The following is a 20,701-nucleotide window of genomic DNA, read 5'->3' on the forward strand; positions in this document are numbered from 1 at the left end:
GGCGTCTCGCGGCGCGGCAGCGCAGGGGCCGGCAGGGGCATCGATTACACTTCGGCGTCCACGGCGCACGATGGTGCGACCCTTGTAGATTCACCCCCGATACACTCCTGAGGAAACGATGAGCGACGTTCAGCAAGGCATCCTGGCTCCGATCGACACGGCAGCCCGGTACCTCACTTTCACGATTTCGAATGACGGCAACGTGGCGGCGGCACTGGCCGCGCTGCGCGAGATCGTCGACGGACGCGACACGGTCGTCGGTTTCGGACAGTCGCTGGCCGCTCACCTCGGGCGTCCGGTGCCGGGCCTGACCGACTTTCCTGCGTTCGCCGTGAAGGATCGCACGCTGCCGGCCACGCCGGCCGACGTATGGGTCTGGCTGCGCGCCGACGACCGCGGCGAGATCGTGCTGCGTGCGCGGGCGATCGAGCGCGCGCTCGCGCCGGCATTTGCGCTGCAGGATGCCGTCGACGGTTTCCGCTATTCGAACGACCGCGACCTGTCCGGTTACGAGGACGGCACCGAGAACCCGGAAGGCGACGACGCGGTGGCCGCGGCGATCGTCACGGGGCAGGGGGCGGGGCTCGACGGTGCGAGCTTCGTCGCGGTGCAGCAATGGCTGCACGACTTCGACCAGATGGAGCGCATTCCGTCGGGCGACATGGACAACATCGTCGGGCGCCGCCGCTCGGACAACGAGGAGCTCGACGACGCACCCGAGTTCGCGCACGTGAAGCGCACCGCGCAGGAAAGCTTCGAGCCCGAGGCGTTCATGCTGCGCCGTTCTTCGCCGTGGTCGGACGCGCGTCGCGCGGGCCTCTACTTCGTCGCGTTCGGCTGCTCGTTCCGCGCGTTCGACGTGCAGATGCGGCGGATGAGCGGCGCGGACGACGGGATCGTCGACGGCCTGTTCCGCTTCACGCGGCCGCTGACGGGCGCGTATTTCTGGTGTCCGCCGATGAAGGGCGGCAAGCTGGACCTGTCCGCGCTCGGACTGTAAGCGCGCGGCGGTATCGATGAACGGGCGGGTCGCGCATCATGCGCGGCCCGCCCGTTTTGCATGTCGGGCGGCGATCGCGTGTCGCGTGTCGCTCGCCGCGTGCATCAGTTCAACGTCGTTTCGATCCGCGTGCCGCGCTTGATGAACTGCGTCACCGGCGTCTTCTCGCAGATTTCCGCGAGACGCTGGCGTTGCGCGTCGTCGAGCGGGCCGTCGAGCGTCACGACGCGCCGCACGTACTGCACGCCTTCGCGATCGGCATGCAGCTCGGTGCGCACGGCGATGCGCACGGCCGGCCACGTCTTGCGCTGCATGTACATGCGCAGCGTCGCGGCCGTGCATTGCGCGAGACCGGCCAGGACGAACTCGTACGGCGCCGGCCCGCGATCCTGGCCGCCTTCGCGCGGCGCTTCGTCGCCGGTCAGCGCGTGCGTGCCGGCCTGCAGCTGGACGACGTAGTCGGGTGCGTCCGCGTCGAGCACGGCGGCGGCATGGATGAGCGACATGGCAAGTCTCCGGTAAGCGGGAAGTAAAAGGCGGGCGCCGCGTGACGGCGCGCAGCCGTCAGCATACCGTCCCGGCCTGGGCTATGCGTTGGCGGCGCCGGCGCTGCTGCGCACGAGTGCGGCGATGCGTTCGCGTACCCACTGGTGCGCGCGATCGGTGTCGCGCGATTCATGCCAGTACGCGAGCAGCGGAAACGGCTTGAGCCGCAACGGCAGCGGCCGCACGACGATCGGCAGCAGTGCGGCCATCCGCAGCGCATACGTATGCGGCAGCGTGACCAGCAGGTCGCCCGTCGCGGCGATCTGGCACGCGGCGAAATAGTGCTGGCAGGTGAGGCGGATATCGCGGAAGCGCCCGTCGTTGCCGAGCAGCACGTCGAGCGATTGCGGTTCGCCGAGCGACGACACCGCGATATGTCGGGCCGCGAAATAGTCGCTGCGCCGCAGCGGGTCGCCCGCCAGCGGATGATCGCGGCGCAGCGCGACGACGAGCGAATCGTCGAGCAGGTGTTCGGTGGCGATGCGCGGGCCCGTCTGCACGCGACGATCGACGACGAGGTCGGTATTGCCCGACGCGAGTTCGCGCTCGATGTCGGCCACCGCGACACGGCGGCTCACGAGTCGCAGGCCCGGCGCTTCGTCGGCGAATGCCGCGACGATCCGCGGCAACGCAATGGATTCCAGCACGTCTCGAATGCCGACGGCGATGCTCAGGTCGAGCGTCGCGGGATCGAAGGCCGACGGATCGCGCACGGTGCGTTGCAGGCCCTTCAGATGCAGTTGCACGTCCGCGATGATCGCGCGCGTGCGTTCGGTCGGCACGACGCGATTGCCCTGGCGCACGAACAGCGGATCGTCGAAATGCGCGCGCAGCCGGTTGAGCGCGTGCGTGACGGCCGGCTGCGTGAGATGCAGCGCGCGGGCGGCCGCGCCGATGCCGCCGTATACGTACACGGCGTCGAGCACGCGAAACAGGTTCAGGTCGAGGCGATGATCGGCAGGCACGGCGCGCGGTGGGGGTGGTGAACGGTGGATCGATTCTAAGGGATGCGCAGGCAACGGATGCGCCGCGTGTGGTGCGTGACGTGCGTGCCGATCGAACACGTTCGATGCGTATCGATGCCGTTCGGACCGGTACGCGCGTGCGGCTTCGCCCGCAGTGCGGCACGCCACGATGCGTGCCTCGCTTGCGTGATTCTGCATGGGCATACCGGCAATACATGAGAGCCTGTAGTAATCCGCCATCATGCTGTCCACGTCGGCCATTTCGTGCCAAAGGCGCTACCCGTTCGGCTAAGATGCCGTCGCTTCATATTTCGGGATAGCCGTCCTGTCGCACGCATTCAAACCAAATATAAGCCTGACAGTTCGACGGTATTAGAAGAAGTCGAACAAGTCGGGGGCTTGGCCAGTGAATGCAGCAGATCAGCGGTGGGTCGTTATCTATTTGAGTACGGGGTTTTCGTTGGCCCAGGCCGCGCGTCTTGGCGAGGCCTTCAACCTGGCGAATCGCCTGCATGCGTACAGTGCGGATTACCAACTGAAGTACGTATCCGAAAGCGGGGGACTGTTGCAGTCGTCGTCCGGCGTGAGAATCGCGGCCGAGCCGCTCGGTGACGAGCATGGCCGTCGCGCACTCGCGTTCTTTCATCTTCACGGCGAGCGCGCGGCCGTCAACTGGAACGACGCGTTGCAGCGGCGCCTGACCGACATTCGACGGCATGCGCGCTGGATCGTCGATGCGATGGACCTGCCCGCGCTCGCGGCCACGCGGCGGCCGTCGGCGACGATCGACGTGCGGCCGGGCCGGGGCGCGCGTCGTGGCGCGACGACGGTCGAGTTGCAGGCCGGCGAGACCGACGTGTTCGCCGCCGCGCTCGACATGTTCCGCGTCGACCTCGGCGACAGCGCCGCGCAGGAGATCGCCAGCAACATGATGCGGCCGGTCGAGCAGCGCTACGCGCAGTCGATGTGGGCGTTTCGCGAACTGAGCGCGAGCCCGCCGATCCGGATGTCGGCGCAGCGGCTGCGCGCGCAGAGCGTGAACCGCGTGTCGATCGCGAACGCCGCGCGGGTCGCCGCGATGAGCGAGCGCAATTTCCTGCGGCGCTTCAAGAAGGAGATCGGCGTGACGCCGACCGAGTTCGTTCAGCACGTGCGGCTCGAGCGTGCGTGCCACATGCTGATCCACACGACGCTGCCGGCCGACAAGGTCGCGCGGCGCACCGGGTTCGGCAGCGGCGAGCGGCTCGCGAAGCTGTTTCGGCAGCGCCTGCTGATCTCGCCGACCGAATTTCGCGTCGCCGAGCGGGACCGGCTGCTGAATCGCGGCACCATGTCGACCGAGGCGGACGAGGGTTCCGGCGCCGCGTACCGCGCCGGCGACGGGGCGAGTTGGGACGCGTGTATCGACGCGCACGAGAAAACGGGACGGATACCCGTAAAATCGCCCTGTCGCGATCTCGATTCCCGGTTTCCATGCCCTTCCTCCCCACTACCGCCACCGCCCCTTTCTGCCCGTCGGAAGTAAAGGGCAGCATCACGATCGACGCCGGCGCGCCGCGCTGGCAGAAGCTCAAGCGCTTTTTCGGCCCCGGCCTGCTCGTCGCGATCGGCTACATGGATCCCGGCAACTGGGCGACCGACATCCAGGCCGGCTCGCAGTTCGGCTATTCGTTGCTGTGGGTCGTCGCGTTCTCGAGCCTCGCGGCGATCTTCCTGCAGATGCTCGCGGCGCGGCTCGGCCTCGTCGCGGGCAAGGATCTCGCGCAGGCCAGCTACGAACGCTACGGCCGGTTCGGCCGCATCGTGCAGTGGATCACCGCCGAAATATCGATCATCGCGTGCGACATCGCGGAAGTGCTCGGCTGCGCGCTGGCGTTCAAGCTGCTGCTCGGCGTGCCGCTCGCGTGGGGCGTCGTGCTGACCGCGCTCGACACGGTGATCGTGCTCGGCCTGCAGGGCAAGGGCTTCCGGCAGATCGAGGCGATCGTGCTCGGGCTGATCGCGACGATGGCGTTCTGCTTCGTCGCGCAGGTCGCGATCACGCCGCCCGACTGGCATGCGGTGGTCGGCGGGCTCGTGCCGGGCGATCCGGGCCATGACCGCAAGGACGCGATCGTGCTCGCGCTCGGCATCGTCGGCGCGACGATCATGCCGCACAACCTGTACCTGCATTCGTCGGTCGTGCAGACGCGGCATGTCGTCGGCGGCGCACGCGGCATGATTCGCGACACGCTCGCGCTCGTGCGCATCGATACCTGCGTGTCGCTGTTCGTCGCGATGCTCGTCAATGCGGCGATCCTGATCGTCGCCGGTGCGGCGTTCCACGCGACCGGCCTGCACAACGTGACCGACATCGAGCAGGCCTACAAGCTGATTACGCCGATCGCGGGCGGCGCGGCCGCGTTGCTGTTCGGCATCGCGCTGCTCGCGTCGGGGCAAAGCTCGACGCTGACCGGCACGATCGCCGGCCAGGTGATCATGGACGGCTTCCTGCATACGAAGATCCCGTGCTACCAGCGCCGGCTGATCACGCGCGGGCTCGCGCTCGTGCCGGCGCTGATCGGCGTGCTGTGGCTCGGCGACGGGTCGGTCGGGCAACTGCTCGTGTGGAGCCAGGTGCTGCTGAGCCTGCAGCTGCCGTTCGCGATGTGGCCGCTGATCCGCTCGGTCAGCGACCGCGACACGATGGGCGAGCACACGATCGGCCGCGGGATGCAGGTCGCCGCGTGGGCGCTGTTCGTCGTCATCACCGGCACGAACCTGTTGTTGATTACCGGTGTCGCGGGCTGATACAGCCTGTCACAGGCTGACACAGCCGCGCGGCGCGCATGCGGTAAACTGCGGCCTTTCCATCGTTGTCCGAAGTCCGTTATGTGGAGTGAAATCAGCAACATCGGCGACGCCGCGCTGACCTTGCCGATCGCGCTGACCTGCGCGGCCTGGCTGGCGATGGCCGACTGGCGCCTCGCCGCCCGCTGGGGCATGCTGCTCGCCGCCGGCATGGGCGTCGTCGGCGCGACGAAGATCCTGTATGCCGGGTGCGGCATCGAGCTGCCGCAATTCGATTTCCGCGTGATCAGCGGCCATACGATGCTGTCGACGTCCGTGTGGACGGTCGCGTTGTCGATGCTGTGGCAGGCGTTCCGGCCCGGCAAGGCGCCTGGCATCGCGGCCGGGCTGGCTGTCGGCGCGATCACGGCCGTCGCGCGTGTGTTCGACCACTCGCACACGCTGCCTGAAGTCGTCGTCGGCTGGCTGCTCGGCGCGCTGGTCGCGCTGGTGTTCCTGCGCGGCTACGACGGCGCGCGGCAGCGCGCGTTCTCGCCGCGCATCGCGGCGGTTTGCCTGCTGCTCGTGTCGGGCATCGCGTACGGGCATCGCGCGCCGTTCCAGCAGATGATCGACATGCATTCGCCGCAGCTCTGCGCGTTCGTGCGCGCGCCGTCGGGCGACGGATTCTGACGGCTGGCCGTTTCCCGCCGGCGTTCGTCCGGCGGTTCCCCGATCGATTGTCCCGAGCGCCATTGCGCGTCCCGCGTCGCGGAACGTCACCCTTGCCATTCCCCGAATCGGCGCATCGGCCGGCCCGCCGGATCGTCCGTATCGGCTCGCGCGTTGGCGCAGGGGCGCGAAGGTCATGAACGGTGCCTATGACCGGGTATAACGAATATTCATTTCATCGATTGGCGGCATTCGCGTACGCTGGCTGACGTTCAACCGGGGCAGGCCGCCGGACTGACCGGTGCGCGTCACGATCATCTCGATATACTCGCGGAAACCGTGCGGTGCGTCGTCACGACCGCGCACGGTCGACCGGCCCGTGTCGGCCGGGATAGGCACGGAAAAACCCGTCGCGGCAGCGTTCCGCGACGACGAACCACGACAGGAGCCCGTCACATGACAGCCGTTTCATCGCGCCTCGCAGGCAAGTGCGCATACATTACCGGCGCCGCTGGCGGCCTCGGCCGCGCGATCGCGCGCCGGATGGTCGAGCAGGGCGCGCGCGTGTTCGTGACCGACATCGCCGAGGCGGCGGTGCTCGATGCGTTCGCGCAGGAACTCAACGCGGGCCACGCCATGCCGGTCGCGTTCGCCGCGACGCAGGACGTGCGCGACGAAGCGCGCTGGCAGGCGCTGCTGGCGCAGGCGGTCGATGCGATGGGCGGGTTGTCGGTGCTCGTCAACAACGCGGGCGTCGGCTCGATCGGTTCGCCCGCGCAGATCGAGCTGGACGAATGGCGGCGCGTGATGGCGATCAACGTCGAGAGCATCGTGCTCGGCTGCAAGCATGCGCTGTCGTATCTGGCCGAGAGCCATCCCGCGTCGATCATCAACATCTCGTCGGTCGCCGCGTTCAAGGTCGAACCGGATTTCACCGCGTACAACGCGTCGAAGGCGGCGGTCGCGTCGCTGACGAAGTCGGTCGCGATCGACTGCGCGCGCCGCGAAATCGACGTGCGCTGCAATTCCATTCACCCGGCGTTCATCCGCACGGGGATCGTCGAGCCGCTGTTCCAGTCGCTCGGCGAACGCGACGCGACGCGCAAGCTCGCGCGCGGCATTCCGCTGCGCCGGCTCGGCGAGCCGGACGACGTCGCGCACGCGGCGGTGTATCTCGCCTCCGACGAGAGCCGCTTCGTGACGGCCGCCGAACTCGTGATCGACGGCGGCATGTGCGCGGTCTGACGCGCATCCCGAACCACAACGACTGGAGGAGAACATCGTGTCGACACCCGTGAACCGCCAACTGCTGCTGAAGACGCGCCCCGAGGGGCGCGTCGGCCGCGAACATTTTTCGCTCGTCGAGACGCCGGTGCCGGCGCTCGCGGACGGCGAGGTGCTCGTGCGCGTGCTGTACCTGTCGATGGACCCGACCAACCGCGTGTGGATGAGCGACGTGCCGCAGTACCTGCCGCCTGTCGCGATCGGCGAGGTGATGCGCGCGCTCGGCATCGGGCGCGTGGTCGCGTCGCGTCATGCGGGGTTCGCGCCCGGCGATCTCGTGCAGGGGCTCGTCGGCTGGCAGGACTATGCGGTCGTGCCGGCCGACCAGGCCGCGCAGCTCGTGAAGCTGCCCGCGCAGTCGGGCCTGCCGCTGCCGACGCTGCTCGGCGCGTGCGGGATGAGCGGGCTGACCGCGTACTACGGGCTGACCGACATCGCGCCGGTGCAGCCGGGCGAGACGCTCGTCGTGTCGGCGGCGGCCGGATCGGTCGGCTCGATCGCCGGGCAGATCGGCAAGATCCACGGCGCGCGCGTGGTCGGCATCGCGGGCGGCGCGGACAAGTGCCGCTATCTGACCGAGACGCTCGGCTTCGACGCGGCCGTCGACTACAAGGCCGACGATTTCCGTCAGCAACTGAAGGCGGCGACGCCGGACGGCGTGCACGTGAACTTCGAGAACGTCGGCGGCGAGGTGATGCGCGCGGTGCTGTCGCGAATGGTGATCGGCGGGCGCGTCGCGCTGTGCGGCGTGATCTCGAACTACAACAGCGGCCGCGCGGCCGACGACGTCGGCGTGCTGATCTCGAAGCGGTTGACGATGCGCGGCTTCCTGATCCTGGACTACCGCAAGAGCCGCGAAGCCGTGCAGACGCTTGCCGGCTGGCTGCGCGACGGCCGGCTCAAGGCCGAGGAAACCGTGGCGGATGGTCTCGAGAATGCGCCCGACGTGCTCAATCGCCTGTTCGACGGCGACCATCGCGGCAAGCTCGTGCTGCGCGTCGATCCGGATGCGTGACGAGGCGGAGAGGCGGGTCGCCGGTTGCCGGCGACCGGTGCCGACTACAGTGAGTTCGATTAACCGGGCCGCATTTTAGGACTTGTCCCATATATTGTCCCGGCCGCTCTCCCTAAAGTGATTGCCAGCAGACAGGCGGCGTGACCGACGCGTCACGCCGCCTTTTTTTGGGTCACGCGAAAGGGGAGAGGGAACATGCGAAACGACGCGAAACGGGGGGCATCGGCATCGGGCGCGGTGCGCAATCGAACGGCGTCGCGTACGGGTGGCGTGCAGCGGATCGCTGTCGGGCTCGGTGTCGCGCTGGCCATGTCGAGTGCGATGGCAAACGGGCAGGCGACGTCGGACGGCGTCGTGCATTTCACGGGCGCCCTCGTCGATCTCTACGACGTGACGCTCGATGCGCCGTCCGGCGCGTTCGTCGAAGGGCGGGAGATGACCGGCAGCGCGGTGGCGACACTGCGGTTCGAAGCGCACGGCCGGCGCTTGCCGGGCGCGCAGGTGACGCTGGCCGCGGCCGATGGCACGCCGTTCGAGCCGGATGCCGGTTCGGGGGTACGCGCCACGTGGCGCGATGCGCGCGACGATCGAAGCGTGCCGCTGGTATCGGGGCGCGCGTATCGCGTCGGCCCGTACGGCGGTGTGATGACGGTTGCGGCGGATGACGAAACGGGCGCCGTGGCGCCCGTCGTCATCAACATCCGTCATCCTTGACGGCGCGCGTCACTCGCCCTGTTCCGAGCGTGCATAGATGTCCCAGCTCGCCATGAACAGCGCCGCCACGAGCGGCCCGATCACGAACCCGTTGATGCCGAACAGCGCCATCCCGCCGAGCGTCGAGATCAGCACGACCCAGTCGGGCATCTTCGTGTCCTTGCCGACGAGGATCGGGCGCAGCAGGTTGTCGACGAGGCCGATCACGCCGACGCAGAACGCGACGAGGATCACGCATTTCCAGACCGCGCCGATCATCAGGAAGTAGAGCGCCGCCGGCACCCATACGAGGCCCGCGCCGATCGCGGGCAGCAGCGACAGGAACGCCATCAGCGCGCCCCACAGCACGACGCCCTCGATGCCGAGGATCCAGAAGATCAGGCCGCCGAGCGCGCCCTGCACGAGCGCGACCGCGATGTTGCCCTTCACGGTGGCGCGCACGACCGTCGTGAATTTCGCGAGCAGCAGGTTCTTGTGCTCGTCGTCGAGCGGCAGCGCGCGGCGCACGCGGCGGCCGATCTCGCCGCCGTCGCGCAGCAGGAAGAACACCATGTACAGCATCACGCCGAAGCTCACGATGAACTGGAACGTGTTCTGGCCGATGCTGAGCGCCTGGGTGGCCGCGAACTGGCTGATCTGCGCGGCGCCGTCGGTCAGCTTCTTCTGGATGCCCGGGATGTTGGTCAACCCGTATTTCTGCAGCAGGTGCTGGATCGACGACGGCAGCGCGTGAATGATGTCCTGGAAGTACTGCGAATAATTCGGCGGCGCCGACTTGATTTCCTGGTAGACATACGCGATTTCCTGCACGAGCGTCGCGGCGACGAACACGAGCGGCAGGATCACGATCAGGATGATCAGCGACAACGTGAGGAGCGCGGCCAGGTTGCGCCGCTTGCCGAAGCGCGCGGCGAGCCAGCGCTGCACGGGCTGGAACAGGATCGCGAGAATGGTGCCCCAGAACACGGCGCCGGAGAACGGCGCGAGGATCCAGCAGAGTCCGACGGTGACCGCGGCCAGCAGGAAATAGAAGAATTTTTGGTGATCGTGTCCGCTATCCATGGGTGGCGTTCGCGCAGATTGTTGCTTCGTTTGATTGAATTGCGTGGCCCGGCGCGCGATCGGCTCGCGAACGTCACGGGTTCGCGGCGGAGCGCGGCGCGGGGCGGCCCGAACGGGAGTATGCCCGCAAAGGCCCCGCGATCATAGCGGCTGCGTGTGACCCATGCGAAAACGCCGCGGCCGGGGCCGCGGCGCTGCCGGGAAGCGGGCGCGGCCCGAGGCCGCGTGCCGCATCGTCAGATGTTGAGCTTCGTCACCTTGGTGCCGTTCACCGACAGGTCGCCCATCAGGCCCGCGTTGGTCAGGACCAGCACCTCGACCGGTGCGGTGGCCGTGTTGGAGTCGACCGCGCCGTTCGCGCCGACCTTCACGACCGCGACCGACGCGTCGGCGCCGGCCGACCAGCCTTCGGACTTGCGGAACGAGTCGAGCGCATCCTGCGTCATGAACAGGAACACGATCGCCTTCGACTGCGCGCCGGCCTGCAGGCCGACCGACAGCGACGACGTGTTGTAGTAGCCGACGGTGCTGCCGCCGACGCGCAGCGCGCCGTTGCCGGACTGGCCGCCGACGATGAAACCGGCCTGCAGCACGTTCGGGAACACGAGCGTGCCGCGCGATTTCGCGACGAGCTCACGCGAACCCGGCACCGTCGAATAGAGGCGCGACAGCGTGGCGTTCACGCTGGCGTCGATCGACTGGCGCTTCGATGCGCTGGCGGCGGGGCTGTCGGGTTTGTCGGGCGTGGTCGTGCAGCCGGCGAGCGCGAGGCTGCCGAGCATCACGGCGGCGGCGGCCTTCATGGCGAGAGACTTCTGCATGGCGGTTCTCCTTCGTTGTCTGATTGAAGATGGGCGGTGCGGGCAGCGGGGCGGCTGGCCGCGGTCAACGGCGGGACAGCAGCAGGCCCGCAACGAATGCGAGACCGGCCACGACGCCGGCGGTTTGCCACGGGTTGTCGTGCACGACCTGCGACACGCGTTCCGCCGACTCGCGCAGCCGGGCGGCCGCGCTGCCCGACGCGTAGTCGAGCGCGCCGCGTGCTTCGTCGAGCTTGGATTGCACGCGCTTGCGCAGGGCGGCGATATCGCCGTCGCCATCGTTTTTCAACAGGTCTTCCAGTTCGTCGACCAGCCCGCGCAGATCGTCGGTCACGTCCGCGTGCAGGTCGCGGGCGGCCGAGCGTGTCGTACGTCCCACGCGCCGGCCGGTGCGACGGATGTCGGAGAGGCCGCGGTCCAGCTTGTGTTCGATCGAGTCGGTGAGCGCCATGATGTTTATCCTCCTTCGATTCAAGGCCAATTTGAAGATAAGACGAATCCCAGCAACCAATGTGATTCACTTGACCCGATTGAGTTTCGAGACAATTTTTCAATTCGTCGGCGGAATTGCCGGGAAGCCCCGCCACGCGGGGCCGCGCGAAGATTGAAAAAAATTCTCAATTGGGCGAAACGTGTGCAGCTCAAAGCGATACGAAGTGAATGTGCGGTAAATATGGCGTCGCCCGGGGTACCAGGTAAATAGTGCCATTGCACGCGATGGGCTGATGCAAATGCACTAATCGACGCCGTACGGGCGAGCAGGGTTTGTGCCTGCGCCCGGCATTCGCGGGCCGTTACCCAGTGCGAGGTCGACGACGATGGGATCGTGGTCCGATGACCGATACGCGTCGGGTGCGTAATAGGACGACCGATGCGCGGCCGTTTTGTAATCGGGCACCGGTTGCAGGGCAAACGGTTCATCGGCGTTGATGTGCCAGACGTGCACGGCCCTGACGCGCGCGGCCACGCCCGGCGTCGCGAGCGCGTGATCGAGGCTGCCGGCTTCGCCGCCGAATACGTAGCTGTACGCAGTATCACCGACGAAGCGTGCCACCAGGTTCGTATAGCCGCGCGCTTCGAGCGCACGAACGGGGTCTTCCTTCGCATAGCTGTTCAGGTCGCCGATCAGCAGCACGCCGTCGGCCGCGGCGCCCGTCGGCGACGTGGCGAGCCAGTCGGCGACGCGCACGGCTGCCCGCGTGCGGGCCGCATTCCAGCAGCCCTGGCCGTCCGACTGGTCGCGATCGGCGCCGCTCGCGTTCGGGCAGTTCTTCGACTTCAGGTGATTGACCACGACCGTGAACGCACGTGTGCCGCCGACGCGCCGGAATGTCTGCGCGAGCGGCGGCCGGTGCCGGCCGCCCAGCGCGACGGTGGCGGCGCGCCCGACCGGTTCGACCGCGCGGCTGTCGTACAGCAGCGCCACCGCGATCGCATCGTCGCCGAGCCGCGCGGTACCGGGATCGACCGCGCGCCAGCCGTCGCCGAGTTGCGTGGCGAGACGCCGCACGGCGCTCGTGTCGCCGTGGCCGTTGTTCGCGATTTCCATCAGCCCGATCACGTCGGCGTCCAGCGCGCGCAACGCCGCGACGATCTTTGCTTCCTGCCGCGCGAATGCCGCGGGTGATTTTGCGCCGCGATCGGCCGCTGCGCCGAATCCGCCGCCGTGGCCGTCGCCGTTGAAATAGTTGAAAACGTTGAACGACGCGATGCGCACGTCGGCGTCGGGATGCCGGCGTGGCGCATCGGTACGCGGATTCGTCGCGGCGTCGAACACCGGCGGTGCGCCGGCGGCCGGTTGCAGGCGCCACGCGCCGTAGCGCAGCTCGAGCACGCCTTCGACGCCGCGCACCGTGTAGCCCGCGCGCAGCGTGTTGGCGGCGCTCAGTGCGGGTGGCGGATAGCGGACTGCCGTGCGATCGAGGCGGTTCGAGCCGTCGTCGAGCACGATGCGGTTGCGCGCGTTGGCCGCCGCGCGCGCCGCGGCCTCGGCGGGCGGCGCGACCTGGGTCGGGATGCGCAGCCGGCCGTTGCTGAGCACGACGCTGCCGTAGCGGCCGAGTTCGTGCGTGTCGCTGACCGTCAGCGTTTGCGGCAGGCGCACCAGCATGCTTTCGTGCGCGGTCAGCACGTCCGGCGTGGCGACCGGCAGCGTGAGCGTGGCGGGCGTGACCGTCTGCCCGCGTGCGCAGACGGCGATGCCGCCCGTCAGCGTGAATTGCGTGCGGCCGTATCGATCGTCGACCCGGCCGGTGAGATGCACGAGATCGCCGGCGGTCGCGCGTGCGTTCGGCGCGTACACGAACAGGCCTTCCGGGACGCCCGGCGTGCGCTTGCGCCGCGCGTCCGCCTGCTGGACGAAGAAGCCGCCGAGGCCGTCGGCCCCGCCGAACGCCGCCGTGACGACGGCCTCGATCGACGTCGTGTGCCCTGCCGCCGGCGACGGGCCGCCGGCGCGGCGCAGGTCGGCAATCGCCGAGGTCGCGCCGCCGCAGCCGGCGCTGATCGGCAGCGCGGCCCCGGCCGGGCGGACGAAGAGGGCGGGCAACAGCGCAACGGCAAGCAGCGGCGGCAGGCGTGACATGGGGCGGTCCTCGGGAAGAAAATCCGACAGTTCGGGCCTGCATCCTGAAGGCAAAATGTCAGGAAGCGGCCGAATTGGCCGTCAGGCCAGTGCCGATCGGCCAACGATGTCGGCCGGCCGCATCGCGGCTGTTACGCTTTCGCATCGGGTGCCGCGTGCCGATCGCTGCCGCGCCCCGTCCCCACAGGAGAAATCCATGTCTTACATGCTGTTGATTGTCGAACCGACCGAACAGCGCGCCGAGCGCACGCTCGACGAAGGTCAGGCGCTGTACGCGCGGATGGTCGATTTCGCCGAGACGTTGAAGGCGCGCGGCGTGCTGCGCGGCGTCGAGTCGCTGGAGCGCTCCGAGCGCGGCACGCGCGTGCAGGTGCGGGACGGCGAGACGCGCCTGCTCGACGGCCCGTTCGCGGAGGCAAAGGAAATGGTCGGCGGCTTCTTCCTCGTCGATGTCGACACGCGCGAAGAGGCGATCGAGATCGCGCGCCAGTGCCCGGCCGCGCAATGGTGCACGGTCGAGGTTCGGGCGGTGGGGCCGTGCTTCCTGTAACGACGGCGACTCGGTATTTACCCTGATGCGTCGCGGCGCGTGTCGATCCGGCCGTCTTTCGTCCGTCGTCCGGATAAGGCCCCGATGAACGGGCGCCTCCTGCCATCGACGACAAGGAGTACACGATGCGATTCATGATCATGATCCGGGCGAACGCCGTCAGCGAATCCGACGCGTTGCCGGACAACCGGCTGGTCGAGGCCATGACCGTCTATCACGAGGAACTGGCCAAGGCGGGCGTGCTGCTCGACGCGAACGGGCTGCGGCCGAGCGCGCGCGGCTGGCGCGTGCGCTACACGGGCGGCAAGGGCACGGTGGTCGACGGGCCGTTTGCCGAAACGAAGGAACTGATCGCCGGTTACACGCTGATCCAGGTGCGTTCGCGCGACGAGGCGCTCGAATGGACGCGGCGGTTTCCCGCGCCGTTCGGTGCCGAGATGGATTGCGAGATCGAGGTGCGGCCGCTGTTCGAACTCGACGACCTCACGCCGAGCGATGCGGTCGAGCGGTTCCGCGATCTCCACGTCGGCCGCGCCGGCGCCTGAGCGTCCACGTCGATCCAACTTCACCGGGAGCACCCGTCATGCACAAGATGGTCTTCATCAACCTGCCCGTGGCCGACCTGCCGCGCTCGAAGGCGTTCTACCAGGCCCTCGGCTTCGAAGTCGTGCCGGCCTATACCAACGACCAGGCCGCCTGCATCAAGATCAGCGACACGATCTTCGCGATGCTGCTCGTGCGGCCGTTCTTCCAGACCTTTACCGGCAAGACGATCATCGATCCGGCGACGCAGGTGCAGGTGCTGTCGTGCCTGTCGTGCGACAGCCGCGCCGAGGTCGACGCGATCGTCGCGAAGGCGCTCGCGGCCGGCGGCTCCGCGCCGCAGGCCCCGCGCGAGTATCCGAACATGTACGGCCACGGGTTCGACGATCCGGACGGCCACGCATGGGAGCTGATGGCCATGCCGCTGGACGCGTCGGGCCAGGGGCAGGCGTCGTGACGCTTGAGGCGACGCATCGTGCGATCGAAGCGGTCTGGCGGATCGAGGCGCCGAAGATCATCGCGCGTGCCGCGCGCGTGGTGCGCGACGTCGGCGTGGCCGAGGAACTGGCGCAGGACACGCTCGTCGCGGCGCTCGAACACTGGCCCGTCGACGGCGTGCCCGACAATCCGGCCGCGTGGCTGATGACGGCCGTGAAGCGCCGCGCGCTCGACCGTGTCCGGCAGGAGTCGCTGCATGCGGCGAAGCGCGACCAGCTCGGTCACGAGATGGACGCGCTCGAAGCGCACGTCGTCCCCGACATCGCGGAGGCGCTCGCCGACGCGAGCGAGGACGACATCGGCGACGACCTGCTGCGGTTGATCTTCACGTCGTGCCACCCGGTGCTGTCGACCGATGCGCGGGTCGCGCTGACGCTGCGGCTGCTCGGCGGGCTGACGACCGGCGAGATCGCGCGTGCGTTCCTGACGCCCGAGCCGACGATCGCGCAGCGGATCGTGCGGGCGAAGCGCACGCTGTCGGCCGCGCACGTGCCGTTCGAGGTGCCGGCCGCCGATGCACGGCCGGCACGGCTCGCGTCGGTGCTCGAAGTGATCTACCTCGTGTTCAACGAAGGCCATGCGGCGACCGCCGGCGACGACTGGACGCGTCCGGCGCTGTGCGACGAAGCGCTGCGGCTCGGCCGCGTGCTGGCCGGGCTCGCGCCGGACGAGAGCGAAGTGCTCGGGCTCGTCGCGCTGATGGAACTGCAGGCGTCGCGCATGCATGCGCGCACCGATGCGCAGGGCCGGCCGGTGCTGCTGCTCGATCAGGATCGCAGCCGCTGGGATCCGCTGCTGATCCGGCGCGGCCTCGCGGCGCTGGAGCGGGCGACCAAGCTCGGCGGCGTGCGCGGGCCGTATGCGCTGCAGGCCGCGCTGGCGGCCTGCCATGCGCGTGCGCGGCAGGCGTCGGATACCGACTGGGCGCAGATCGTCGCGCTGTACGACGCGCTCGCCGAGGTTGCCCCGTCGCCGGTCGTCGAGTTGAATCGCGCGGTGGCGGTGGGGATGGCGTTCGGGCCGGCCGCGGCCCTCGACATCGTCGATGCGTTGCGCGACGATCCCGCGCTCGCGCGTTATCACTGGCTGCCGAGCGTGCGCGGCGACCTGTTGGCCAAGCTCGGCCGCACCGACGAAGCCCGGCTGGAGTTCCGGCGCGCGGCGGACATGACGCGCAACGCGCGCGAACGCGAATTACTGCTCAAGCGCGCGACCGATGCCTGACGCATGAGGCATGACCCACGCGGAGCGCGCCGAACGCATGGTCCCGACGCCACCCGCGCCCCCACCCGACACTATCGCGCGCATTGAAAAAGCCTATTGGGGGATGCGAACGCGAGCGCCTAGATTGAAGAGCACGATGTGCGCGCCCCGGCACACGCATCGTTCCCCACATACTTCATCGGCCCGGCTTCGCACGCGGCCGCGCCGACTCGAACGGAGGCGCAAATGGCTCAACTCAAGGGCAGCAAAACCGAAGAGAACCTGAAGGCCGCATTCGCGGGTGAATCGCAGGCGAACCGGCGCTATCTGTATTTCGCTTCGAAGGCCGACGTCGAAGGGCAGAACGACGTCGCCGCGCTGTTCCGCTCGACCGCCGAAGGCGAAACGGGCCATGCGCACGGCCATCTCGAATACCTGGAAGCGGTCGGCGATCCGGCCACGGGCTTGCCGTTCGGTTCGTCGCGGCTGAATCTCGAATCGGCGATCGCCGGCGAGACGCACGAATACACCGACATGTATCCGGGCATGGCGAAGACCGCGCGGGACGAAGGCTTCGACGAAATCGCGAACTGGTTCGAAACGCTGGCGAAAGCCGAACGCAGCCACGCGAACCGCTATACGAAGGCGCTGGACAGTCTCGTCGACTGACGGGCCGCCGCGGGCCGCACGGCATCGCCGCGCGTCCGGCATGCGGCCGGCCGTTCGTTCATCGCTGCCCGCCGCGCGCGGGCAGCGCGCTCGCGCGCATGCGCGCCACGCTGGAGCGCCCCATGCCCCACAAGGAAGGCAGTCTCGAAGCCCCGACCCGGCATCCGCTCGACTGGCAGTCCGATGCGTTCTACGACCAGGCCGCGATCGATGCGGAAATGACGCGCGTGTTCGACATCTGCGCCGGGTGCCGGCGTTGCGTGTCGCTGTGCGGCGCGTTTCCGGCGCTGTTCGACCTGGTCGACGACACGCCGATGGGCGACATCGAGGAAGTGCCGAAGGCAGCGTTCGGCAAGGTCGTCGACCAGTGTTATTTGTGCGACCTCTGCTACATGACGAAATGCCCGTACGTGCCGCCGCACGCATGGAACGTCGACTTCCCGCACCTGATGCTGCGCGGCAAGGCCGCGCGCTACCGGCGCGGCGAAGTGGCGTTGCGCGACAAGGTGCTGTCGAATACCGATGCGCTCGGTCATTTCGCGGGCATTCCGATCGTCACGCAGGCCGTCAACGCGGTGAACCGCACGCCGCCCGCCCGCCACGCGCTCGAAGCGGCGCTCGGCGTCGATCGCGACGCATGGCTGCCGGAGTTCGCGCCGCGCAAGTTCCGGCGCGCCGCGCAGCGCTCCGGCAACCCGCCCGTGCGCGACGGTGAACGCACGCCCGGCAAGGTCGCGATCTACGCGACGTGCTACGTGAATTTCAACGAACCGGGCATCGGCCACGATCTGCTCGCGATCCTCGCGCATAACGACATCCCGTACGAACTCGTCGCGCGCGAAGCCTGCTGCGGCATGCCGCTGCTCGAGCAGGGCAACCTCGCGGGCGTGGCCGCGAAGAAGGCCGCGAACATCCCGGTGCTCGAACGCTATGCGCGCGAAGGCTACGCGCTGATCGGCGCGATTCCGAGCTGCGTGCTGATGTACAAGAGCGAGCTGCCGCTGATGTTCCCCGGCGACGACGCGGTGCGCGCGGTGGCCGATGCGTTCTGGGATCCGTTCGAATACGTGATCGCGCGGCATCGCGACGGGCTGCTGAAGACCGATTTCAAGACCGGCCTCGGCACCGTGTCGTATCACGTGCCGTGCCATGCGCGCGTGCAGAACATCGGCCGCAAGACCGCCGACGCGCTGTCGCTCGTGCCCGATACGCGCGTGAACGTCGTCGAGCGTTGCTCGGGGCATGCGGGCACGTTCGGCGTGAAGAAGGAATTCCATGCGGACGCGATGCGGATCGGCGCACCCGTGTTCAAGGCGATGGCCGAGCCGCGGCCGGACGTCGTGTCGTCCGACTGCGCGCTGGCCGGCCATCACATCGTGCAGGGCATCGACGAGAAGGGGCTGCCGTCCGCGCCGCTCGCGCATCCGCTCACGCTGCTGCGCCGCGCCTACGGCGTCTGACGACGCCCGCCATCCTCGAGGACCTCTCATGACGCTGACCCGCGACTCCCTGCTGACGCTCGAGGCGTACGCGAAGATCCGCCGGACCGAACACGCGCGGCTCGTCGCGTACAAGCGCCGCCGCGCGGTGGCGCTAGGCAACCATCTGCGCTTCCTGTTCGAGGACGAGACGACGATCCGCTATCAGATCCAGGAGATGCTGCACATCGAGAAGATCTTCGACGAGGCAGGCATCGAAGGCGAGCTGGACGCGTATCTGCCGCTGATACCCGACGGCACCAACCTGAAGGCGACGATGCAGATCGAATACGAGCACGAGGCCGAGCGGCGCGCGGCGCTCGCGCGGCTGATCGGCGTCGAAGATCGCGTGTACGTGCGGGTCGACGGGCATGCGAGCGTCTACGCGATCGCCGACGAGGATCTCGAGCGCGACACCGCCGAGAAGACGTCGGCCGTGCACTTCGTGCGTTTCGAACTCGACGCGCCGATGCGCGCGGCGCTCAAGGGCGGGGCGGCGCTGTCGATCGGCTGCGATCATCCTGCCTATACGATGCCGCCGCAGCGCATCGACGCGGACGTGACCGCATCGCTGGCCGGCGACCTGCGCTGACCGAGCGCCGCGCGTCCCGCGCGCCCGGTTTCCGCCGTTCCGTTCCGACCCGAAACAGGGGGCCGCCCGGCTGTCGCCGCGAAGATGTAACACGCGTCACGAATTTGCACGCGGAGACATACCGTGCATCGCGCGTCACCGCCCTTTCATCACTCGCAGAGAAACAATATCAAGATTGTGTACGAAGATAATCACGGCGAACGGAAATTGAATGATTTACCGATTCGTGAATCTCTTGTTACGAATTTTCCCATGATTTACCGATTTTAGGCAGCAGTTCCGGCGATTGTTGCCGGCAAGGGTCGGACCAGCCTGTAACCGGTTATTTCAAGCCATTCTTCATACCCTGTAGAGCCCCGCCAGGCGGGCCTTTGCAGCGACGGGCATAAAGATCTCGCAAAAAAATTCAAGCGTAAATGGATTGCGCATCAATGGCAGGTTGTTTCAGTGCGTAACATTAAGTCATTGTCATATTGAGATAAACCCTGAGGATGGTATGCTTCGTGCACAAAAATTCCCACATTGGAGTGAGACCGTGATTTGTGCGCCATTGCCGGGAATCACGGCACCGTAAAAGTGCGGTGCCGAGCCGGCATGCACAACACCGGATAACCATAATGTGCAACCTGGCCGCCCCCGCGACGCGAAGTGTCGCAATGGCGCCGCCAATCGCAGCCCGGCCTGGCTGCGTGGAGAGATCTACTATGTTCTTCGATGAGCTTAACGATGAAGAGTGGTTTCGTCTTTCAACGCTGATCGCCGATGAACCCATCCGGCTGAATCGTCGCGGGCGTCCGCGTGCCGAACCGCGCGTCGTTGCCAATGCGGTGCTCTGGATCCTGACGACCGGTGAAGCCTGGTCCAAGCTGCCCGGCCGCTATCCGTCCGGGCCGACGTGCCGCCGCCGCTACGAGGAGTGGCTTGCGAACGGCACGCTGCTGCAGATGATCGACGTGCTGACCCAGTTCAGCGGGCGCACGTTCGCGTATATTCCGCCGCCGCCGGTGCCTGTGGTTCCCGCGCGCCGTGTGGAATCCGTGCCCGACAACGATCGCTTGCGCGGCGTGTTCTGGCAAAACCCCGAGTCGTGGCAATTGCCGGTCGCTCAGGCAAACGTTTGGGAGGGCGAAGGCGCGTCGGTCAGCGCGAGGCAGGACGATGCGGTGATCGACCGGTCCGACGCATCGTTCGTGGTGCCCGGCGCGCCGTCGACGGAGTTGCGTCATGCGCATGTGTCGTCGGCGAGCTTCGCCGCGGCCGAACCGCAAGTCGACTCGTATCGCGGCTATACGATCAGCGGCACCGCGCAGCCGGTGCAGAACCTGATGTATCGCGCGTGGGCCGAGATCTCGCAGGACGACCGGCGCGTGGAACGCTCGGGCCTGATCGGCCCGCGCTTTACCGACGCCGAGGAAGCCGAGCAGTACGCGCTCGACTGGGCGCGCCAGTGGATCGATCGCCACGGCGCGAGCGACGAGCCGGCGCGCGCGCCGCAAAGCGAGGTGCTGGCCGGTCTGTCGGCGCTGTCGCGTGCGGAGTCCGACATCAAGCGCTTCATCGCCGAGCGTCATACCGGTGCGCTGACCGAAAGCCGCAACGATCCGGTGCAGTCGGAACGTCGCGAGTACGCGTACCGCGTCGGCTGATCGCGGTGCCGATGCGAGGCGCGGGCCGTCGTGTGCCACGACGCCCGCGCGTGCCTGCCCGGGTACGTTCGCGAGACCGTTGTCGGTGTG

At 68.0% G+C, this 20,701-nt stretch carries 21 protein-coding genes; 15 read left to right on the plus strand and 6 right to left on the minus strand.

What is annotated here, in order from left to right; translation table 11 throughout:
* The first annotated feature begins 118 nt into the window (after positions 1-118).
* On the plus strand, positions 119-1,000 hold the full coding sequence (locus WJ12_RS24160; protein WP_049028163.1) for a Dyp-type peroxidase: 882 nt from the start codon (positions 119-121) through the stop codon (positions 998-1,000).
* 104 nt (positions 1,001-1,104) lie between these two features.
* On the opposite strand, the gene WJ12_RS24165 is transcribed toward WJ12_RS24160, so the two are convergent.
* Complete coding sequence (locus WJ12_RS24165) at positions 1,105-1,506, minus strand: OsmC family protein (protein ID WP_049028162.1); 402 nt, start codon at positions 1,504-1,506, stop codon at positions 1,105-1,107.
* A gap of 81 nt (positions 1,507-1,587) precedes the next feature.
* Entirely contained in the window at positions 1,588-2,511 is a 924-nt protein-coding gene (locus WJ12_RS24170) for a LysR family transcriptional regulator (RefSeq protein ID WP_034185677.1), read from the minus strand.
* 460 nt (positions 2,512-2,971) lie between these two features.
* Between WJ12_RS24170 and WJ12_RS24175 the strand changes: the two genes are divergently transcribed.
* From WJ12_RS24175 to WJ12_RS24200, 6 genes are all read left to right on the plus strand, one after another.
* Positions 2,972-4,036: a helix-turn-helix domain-containing protein gene (locus tag WJ12_RS24175; protein WP_059558457.1), complete on the plus strand. Its 1,065-nt coding sequence runs from the start codon at positions 2,972-2,974 to the stop codon at positions 4,034-4,036.
* Positions 3,985-5,301 (plus strand): Nramp family divalent metal transporter, encoded by a 1,317-nt coding sequence (locus WJ12_RS24180; protein WP_049028188.1) that lies wholly within the window; start codon positions 3,985-3,987, stop codon positions 5,299-5,301. Before WJ12_RS24175 ends, WJ12_RS24180 begins: the two co-directional genes overlap by 52 nt.
* A gap of 81 nt (positions 5,302-5,382) precedes the next feature.
* A complete protein-coding gene (locus WJ12_RS24185; protein WP_049028189.1) occupies positions 5,383-5,973 on the plus strand; it encodes a phosphatase PAP2 family protein in 591 nt (196 codons plus the stop codon).
* A 435-nt stretch (positions 5,974-6,408) separates the two neighbouring features.
* Complete coding sequence (locus WJ12_RS24190) at positions 6,409-7,197, plus strand: SDR family oxidoreductase (protein ID WP_059558454.1); 789 nt, start codon at positions 6,409-6,411, stop codon at positions 7,195-7,197.
* Positions 7,198-7,234: 37 nt separating this feature from the next.
* Positions 7,235-8,251, plus strand: coding sequence for an NADP-dependent oxidoreductase (locus tag WJ12_RS24195; protein ID WP_034185682.1), 1,017 nt, complete (start codon positions 7,235-7,237; stop codon positions 8,249-8,251).
* 195 nt (positions 8,252-8,446) lie between these two features.
* Positions 8,447-8,965 (plus strand): hypothetical protein, encoded by a 519-nt coding sequence (locus tag WJ12_RS24200; RefSeq protein ID WP_034185683.1) that lies wholly within the window; start codon positions 8,447-8,449, stop codon positions 8,963-8,965.
* Between the two features lie 9 nt (positions 8,966-8,974).
* Here WJ12_RS24200 and WJ12_RS24205 read toward each other — a convergent pair whose 3' ends face one another.
* The 4 genes from WJ12_RS24205 to WJ12_RS24220 form a co-directional block, all read right to left on the minus strand.
* The gene (locus WJ12_RS24205; protein ID WP_034185684.1) at positions 8,975-10,027 is read right to left on the minus strand and encodes an AI-2E family transporter; all 1,053 of its coding nucleotides are present in this window, start codon (positions 10,025-10,027) and stop codon (positions 8,975-8,977) included.
* Between the two features lie 236 nt (positions 10,028-10,263).
* Positions 10,264-10,848 carry a BPSL1445 family SYLF domain-containing lipoprotein gene (locus WJ12_RS24210; RefSeq protein WP_034185685.1) on the minus strand — a complete coding sequence of 195 codons (585 nt, stop codon included), beginning with the start codon at positions 10,846-10,848 and terminating at the stop codon, positions 10,264-10,266.
* A 64-nt stretch (positions 10,849-10,912) separates the two neighbouring features.
* A complete protein-coding gene (locus WJ12_RS24215) occupies positions 10,913-11,299 on the minus strand; it encodes an ElaB/YgaM/YqjD family protein (RefSeq protein WP_034185686.1) in 387 nt (128 codons plus the stop codon).
* Between the two features lie 285 nt (positions 11,300-11,584).
* Positions 11,585-13,432, minus strand: a complete 1,848-nt coding sequence (locus WJ12_RS24220; RefSeq protein ID WP_059558452.1) for an ExeM/NucH family extracellular endonuclease — start codon at positions 13,430-13,432, stop codon at positions 11,585-11,587.
* A 196-nt stretch (positions 13,433-13,628) separates the two neighbouring features.
* Between WJ12_RS24220 and WJ12_RS24225 the strand changes: the two genes are divergently transcribed.
* The 8 genes from WJ12_RS24225 to WJ12_RS24260 all read left to right on the plus strand — a co-directional run bounded on the left by WJ12_RS24225 (position 13,629) and on the right by WJ12_RS24260 (position 20,611).
* Positions 13,629-13,982, plus strand: coding sequence for a YciI family protein (locus tag WJ12_RS24225; protein WP_034185688.1), 354 nt, complete (start codon positions 13,629-13,631; stop codon positions 13,980-13,982).
* Between the two features lie 125 nt (positions 13,983-14,107).
* A complete protein-coding gene (locus tag WJ12_RS24230) occupies positions 14,108-14,527 on the plus strand; it encodes a YciI family protein (protein ID WP_034185689.1) in 420 nt (139 codons plus the stop codon).
* A 38-nt stretch (positions 14,528-14,565) separates the two neighbouring features.
* Complete coding sequence (locus WJ12_RS24235) at positions 14,566-14,982, plus strand: VOC family protein (protein ID WP_034185690.1); 417 nt, start codon at positions 14,566-14,568, stop codon at positions 14,980-14,982.
* Complete coding sequence (locus WJ12_RS24240) at positions 14,979-16,247, plus strand: RNA polymerase sigma factor (protein ID WP_049029219.1); 1,269 nt, start codon at positions 14,979-14,981, stop codon at positions 16,245-16,247. The genes WJ12_RS24235 and WJ12_RS24240 overlap by 4 nt, the downstream gene beginning before the upstream one ends.
* Positions 16,248-16,472: 225 nt before the next feature.
* Positions 16,473-16,895 (plus strand): rubrerythrin family protein, encoded by a 423-nt coding sequence (locus tag WJ12_RS24245; protein WP_006497294.1) that lies wholly within the window; start codon positions 16,473-16,475, stop codon positions 16,893-16,895.
* A 122-nt stretch (positions 16,896-17,017) separates the two neighbouring features.
* Positions 17,018-18,355 (plus strand): heterodisulfide reductase-related iron-sulfur binding cluster, encoded by a 1,338-nt coding sequence (locus WJ12_RS24250; RefSeq protein WP_034185966.1) that lies wholly within the window; start codon positions 17,018-17,020, stop codon positions 18,353-18,355.
* 28 nt (positions 18,356-18,383) lie between these two features.
* Positions 18,384-18,965 (plus strand): DUF3501 family protein, encoded by a 582-nt coding sequence (locus WJ12_RS24255; RefSeq protein WP_059558451.1) that lies wholly within the window; start codon positions 18,384-18,386, stop codon positions 18,963-18,965.
* A gap of 704 nt (positions 18,966-19,669) precedes the next feature.
* Entirely contained in the window at positions 19,670-20,611 is a 942-nt protein-coding gene (locus WJ12_RS24260) for a DUF6566 family protein (RefSeq protein ID WP_034185693.1), read from the plus strand.
* Positions 20,612-20,701 lie beyond the last annotated feature (90 nt).

Origin of the sequence: Burkholderia seminalis (assembly GCF_001718535.1) — a bacterium.
GTDB lineage: Bacteria > Pseudomonadota > Gammaproteobacteria > Burkholderiales > Burkholderiaceae > Burkholderia > Burkholderia seminalis.

Coding starts and splice junctions, on each gene's coding strand:
- WJ12_RS24160 (WP_049028163.1), top strand. CDS start 119: ATGAGCGACGTTCAGCAAGGCATCCTGGCTCCGATCGACACGGCAGCC.
- WJ12_RS24165 (WP_049028162.1), bottom strand. CDS start 1,506: ATGTCGCTCATCCATGCCGCCGCCGTGCTCGACGCGGACGCACCCGAC.
- WJ12_RS24180 (WP_049028188.1), top strand. CDS start 3,985: ATGCCCTTCCTCCCCACTACCGCCACCGCCCCTTTCTGCCCGTCGGAA.
- WJ12_RS24185 (WP_049028189.1), top strand. CDS start 5,383: ATGTGGAGTGAAATCAGCAACATCGGCGACGCCGCGCTGACCTTGCCG.
- WJ12_RS24190 (WP_059558454.1), top strand. CDS start 6,409: ATGACAGCCGTTTCATCGCGCCTCGCAGGCAAGTGCGCATACATTACC.
- WJ12_RS24200 (WP_034185683.1), top strand. CDS start 8,447: ATGCGAAACGACGCGAAACGGGGGGCATCGGCATCGGGCGCGGTGCGC.
- WJ12_RS24205 (WP_034185684.1), bottom strand. CDS start 10,027: ATGGATAGCGGACACGATCACCAAAAATTCTTCTATTTCCTGCTGGCC.
- WJ12_RS24210 (WP_034185685.1), bottom strand. CDS start 10,848: ATGCAGAAGTCTCTCGCCATGAAGGCCGCCGCCGCCGTGATGCTCGGC.
- WJ12_RS24215 (WP_034185686.1), bottom strand. CDS start 11,299: ATGGCGCTCACCGACTCGATCGAACACAAGCTGGACCGCGGCCTCTCC.
- WJ12_RS24220 (WP_059558452.1), bottom strand. CDS start 13,432: ATGTCACGCCTGCCGCCGCTGCTTGCCGTTGCGCTGTTGCCCGCCCTC.
- WJ12_RS24225 (WP_034185688.1), top strand. CDS start 13,629: ATGTCTTACATGCTGTTGATTGTCGAACCGACCGAACAGCGCGCCGAG.
- WJ12_RS24230 (WP_034185689.1), top strand. CDS start 14,108: ATGCGATTCATGATCATGATCCGGGCGAACGCCGTCAGCGAATCCGAC.
- WJ12_RS24235 (WP_034185690.1), top strand. CDS start 14,566: ATGCACAAGATGGTCTTCATCAACCTGCCCGTGGCCGACCTGCCGCGC.
- WJ12_RS24245 (WP_006497294.1), top strand. CDS start 16,473: ATGGCTCAACTCAAGGGCAGCAAAACCGAAGAGAACCTGAAGGCCGCA.
- WJ12_RS24250 (WP_034185966.1), top strand. CDS start 17,018: ATGCCCCACAAGGAAGGCAGTCTCGAAGCCCCGACCCGGCATCCGCTC.
- WJ12_RS24255 (WP_059558451.1), top strand. CDS start 18,384: ATGACGCTGACCCGCGACTCCCTGCTGACGCTCGAGGCGTACGCGAAG.
- WJ12_RS24260 (WP_034185693.1), top strand. CDS start 19,670: ATGTTCTTCGATGAGCTTAACGATGAAGAGTGGTTTCGTCTTTCAACG.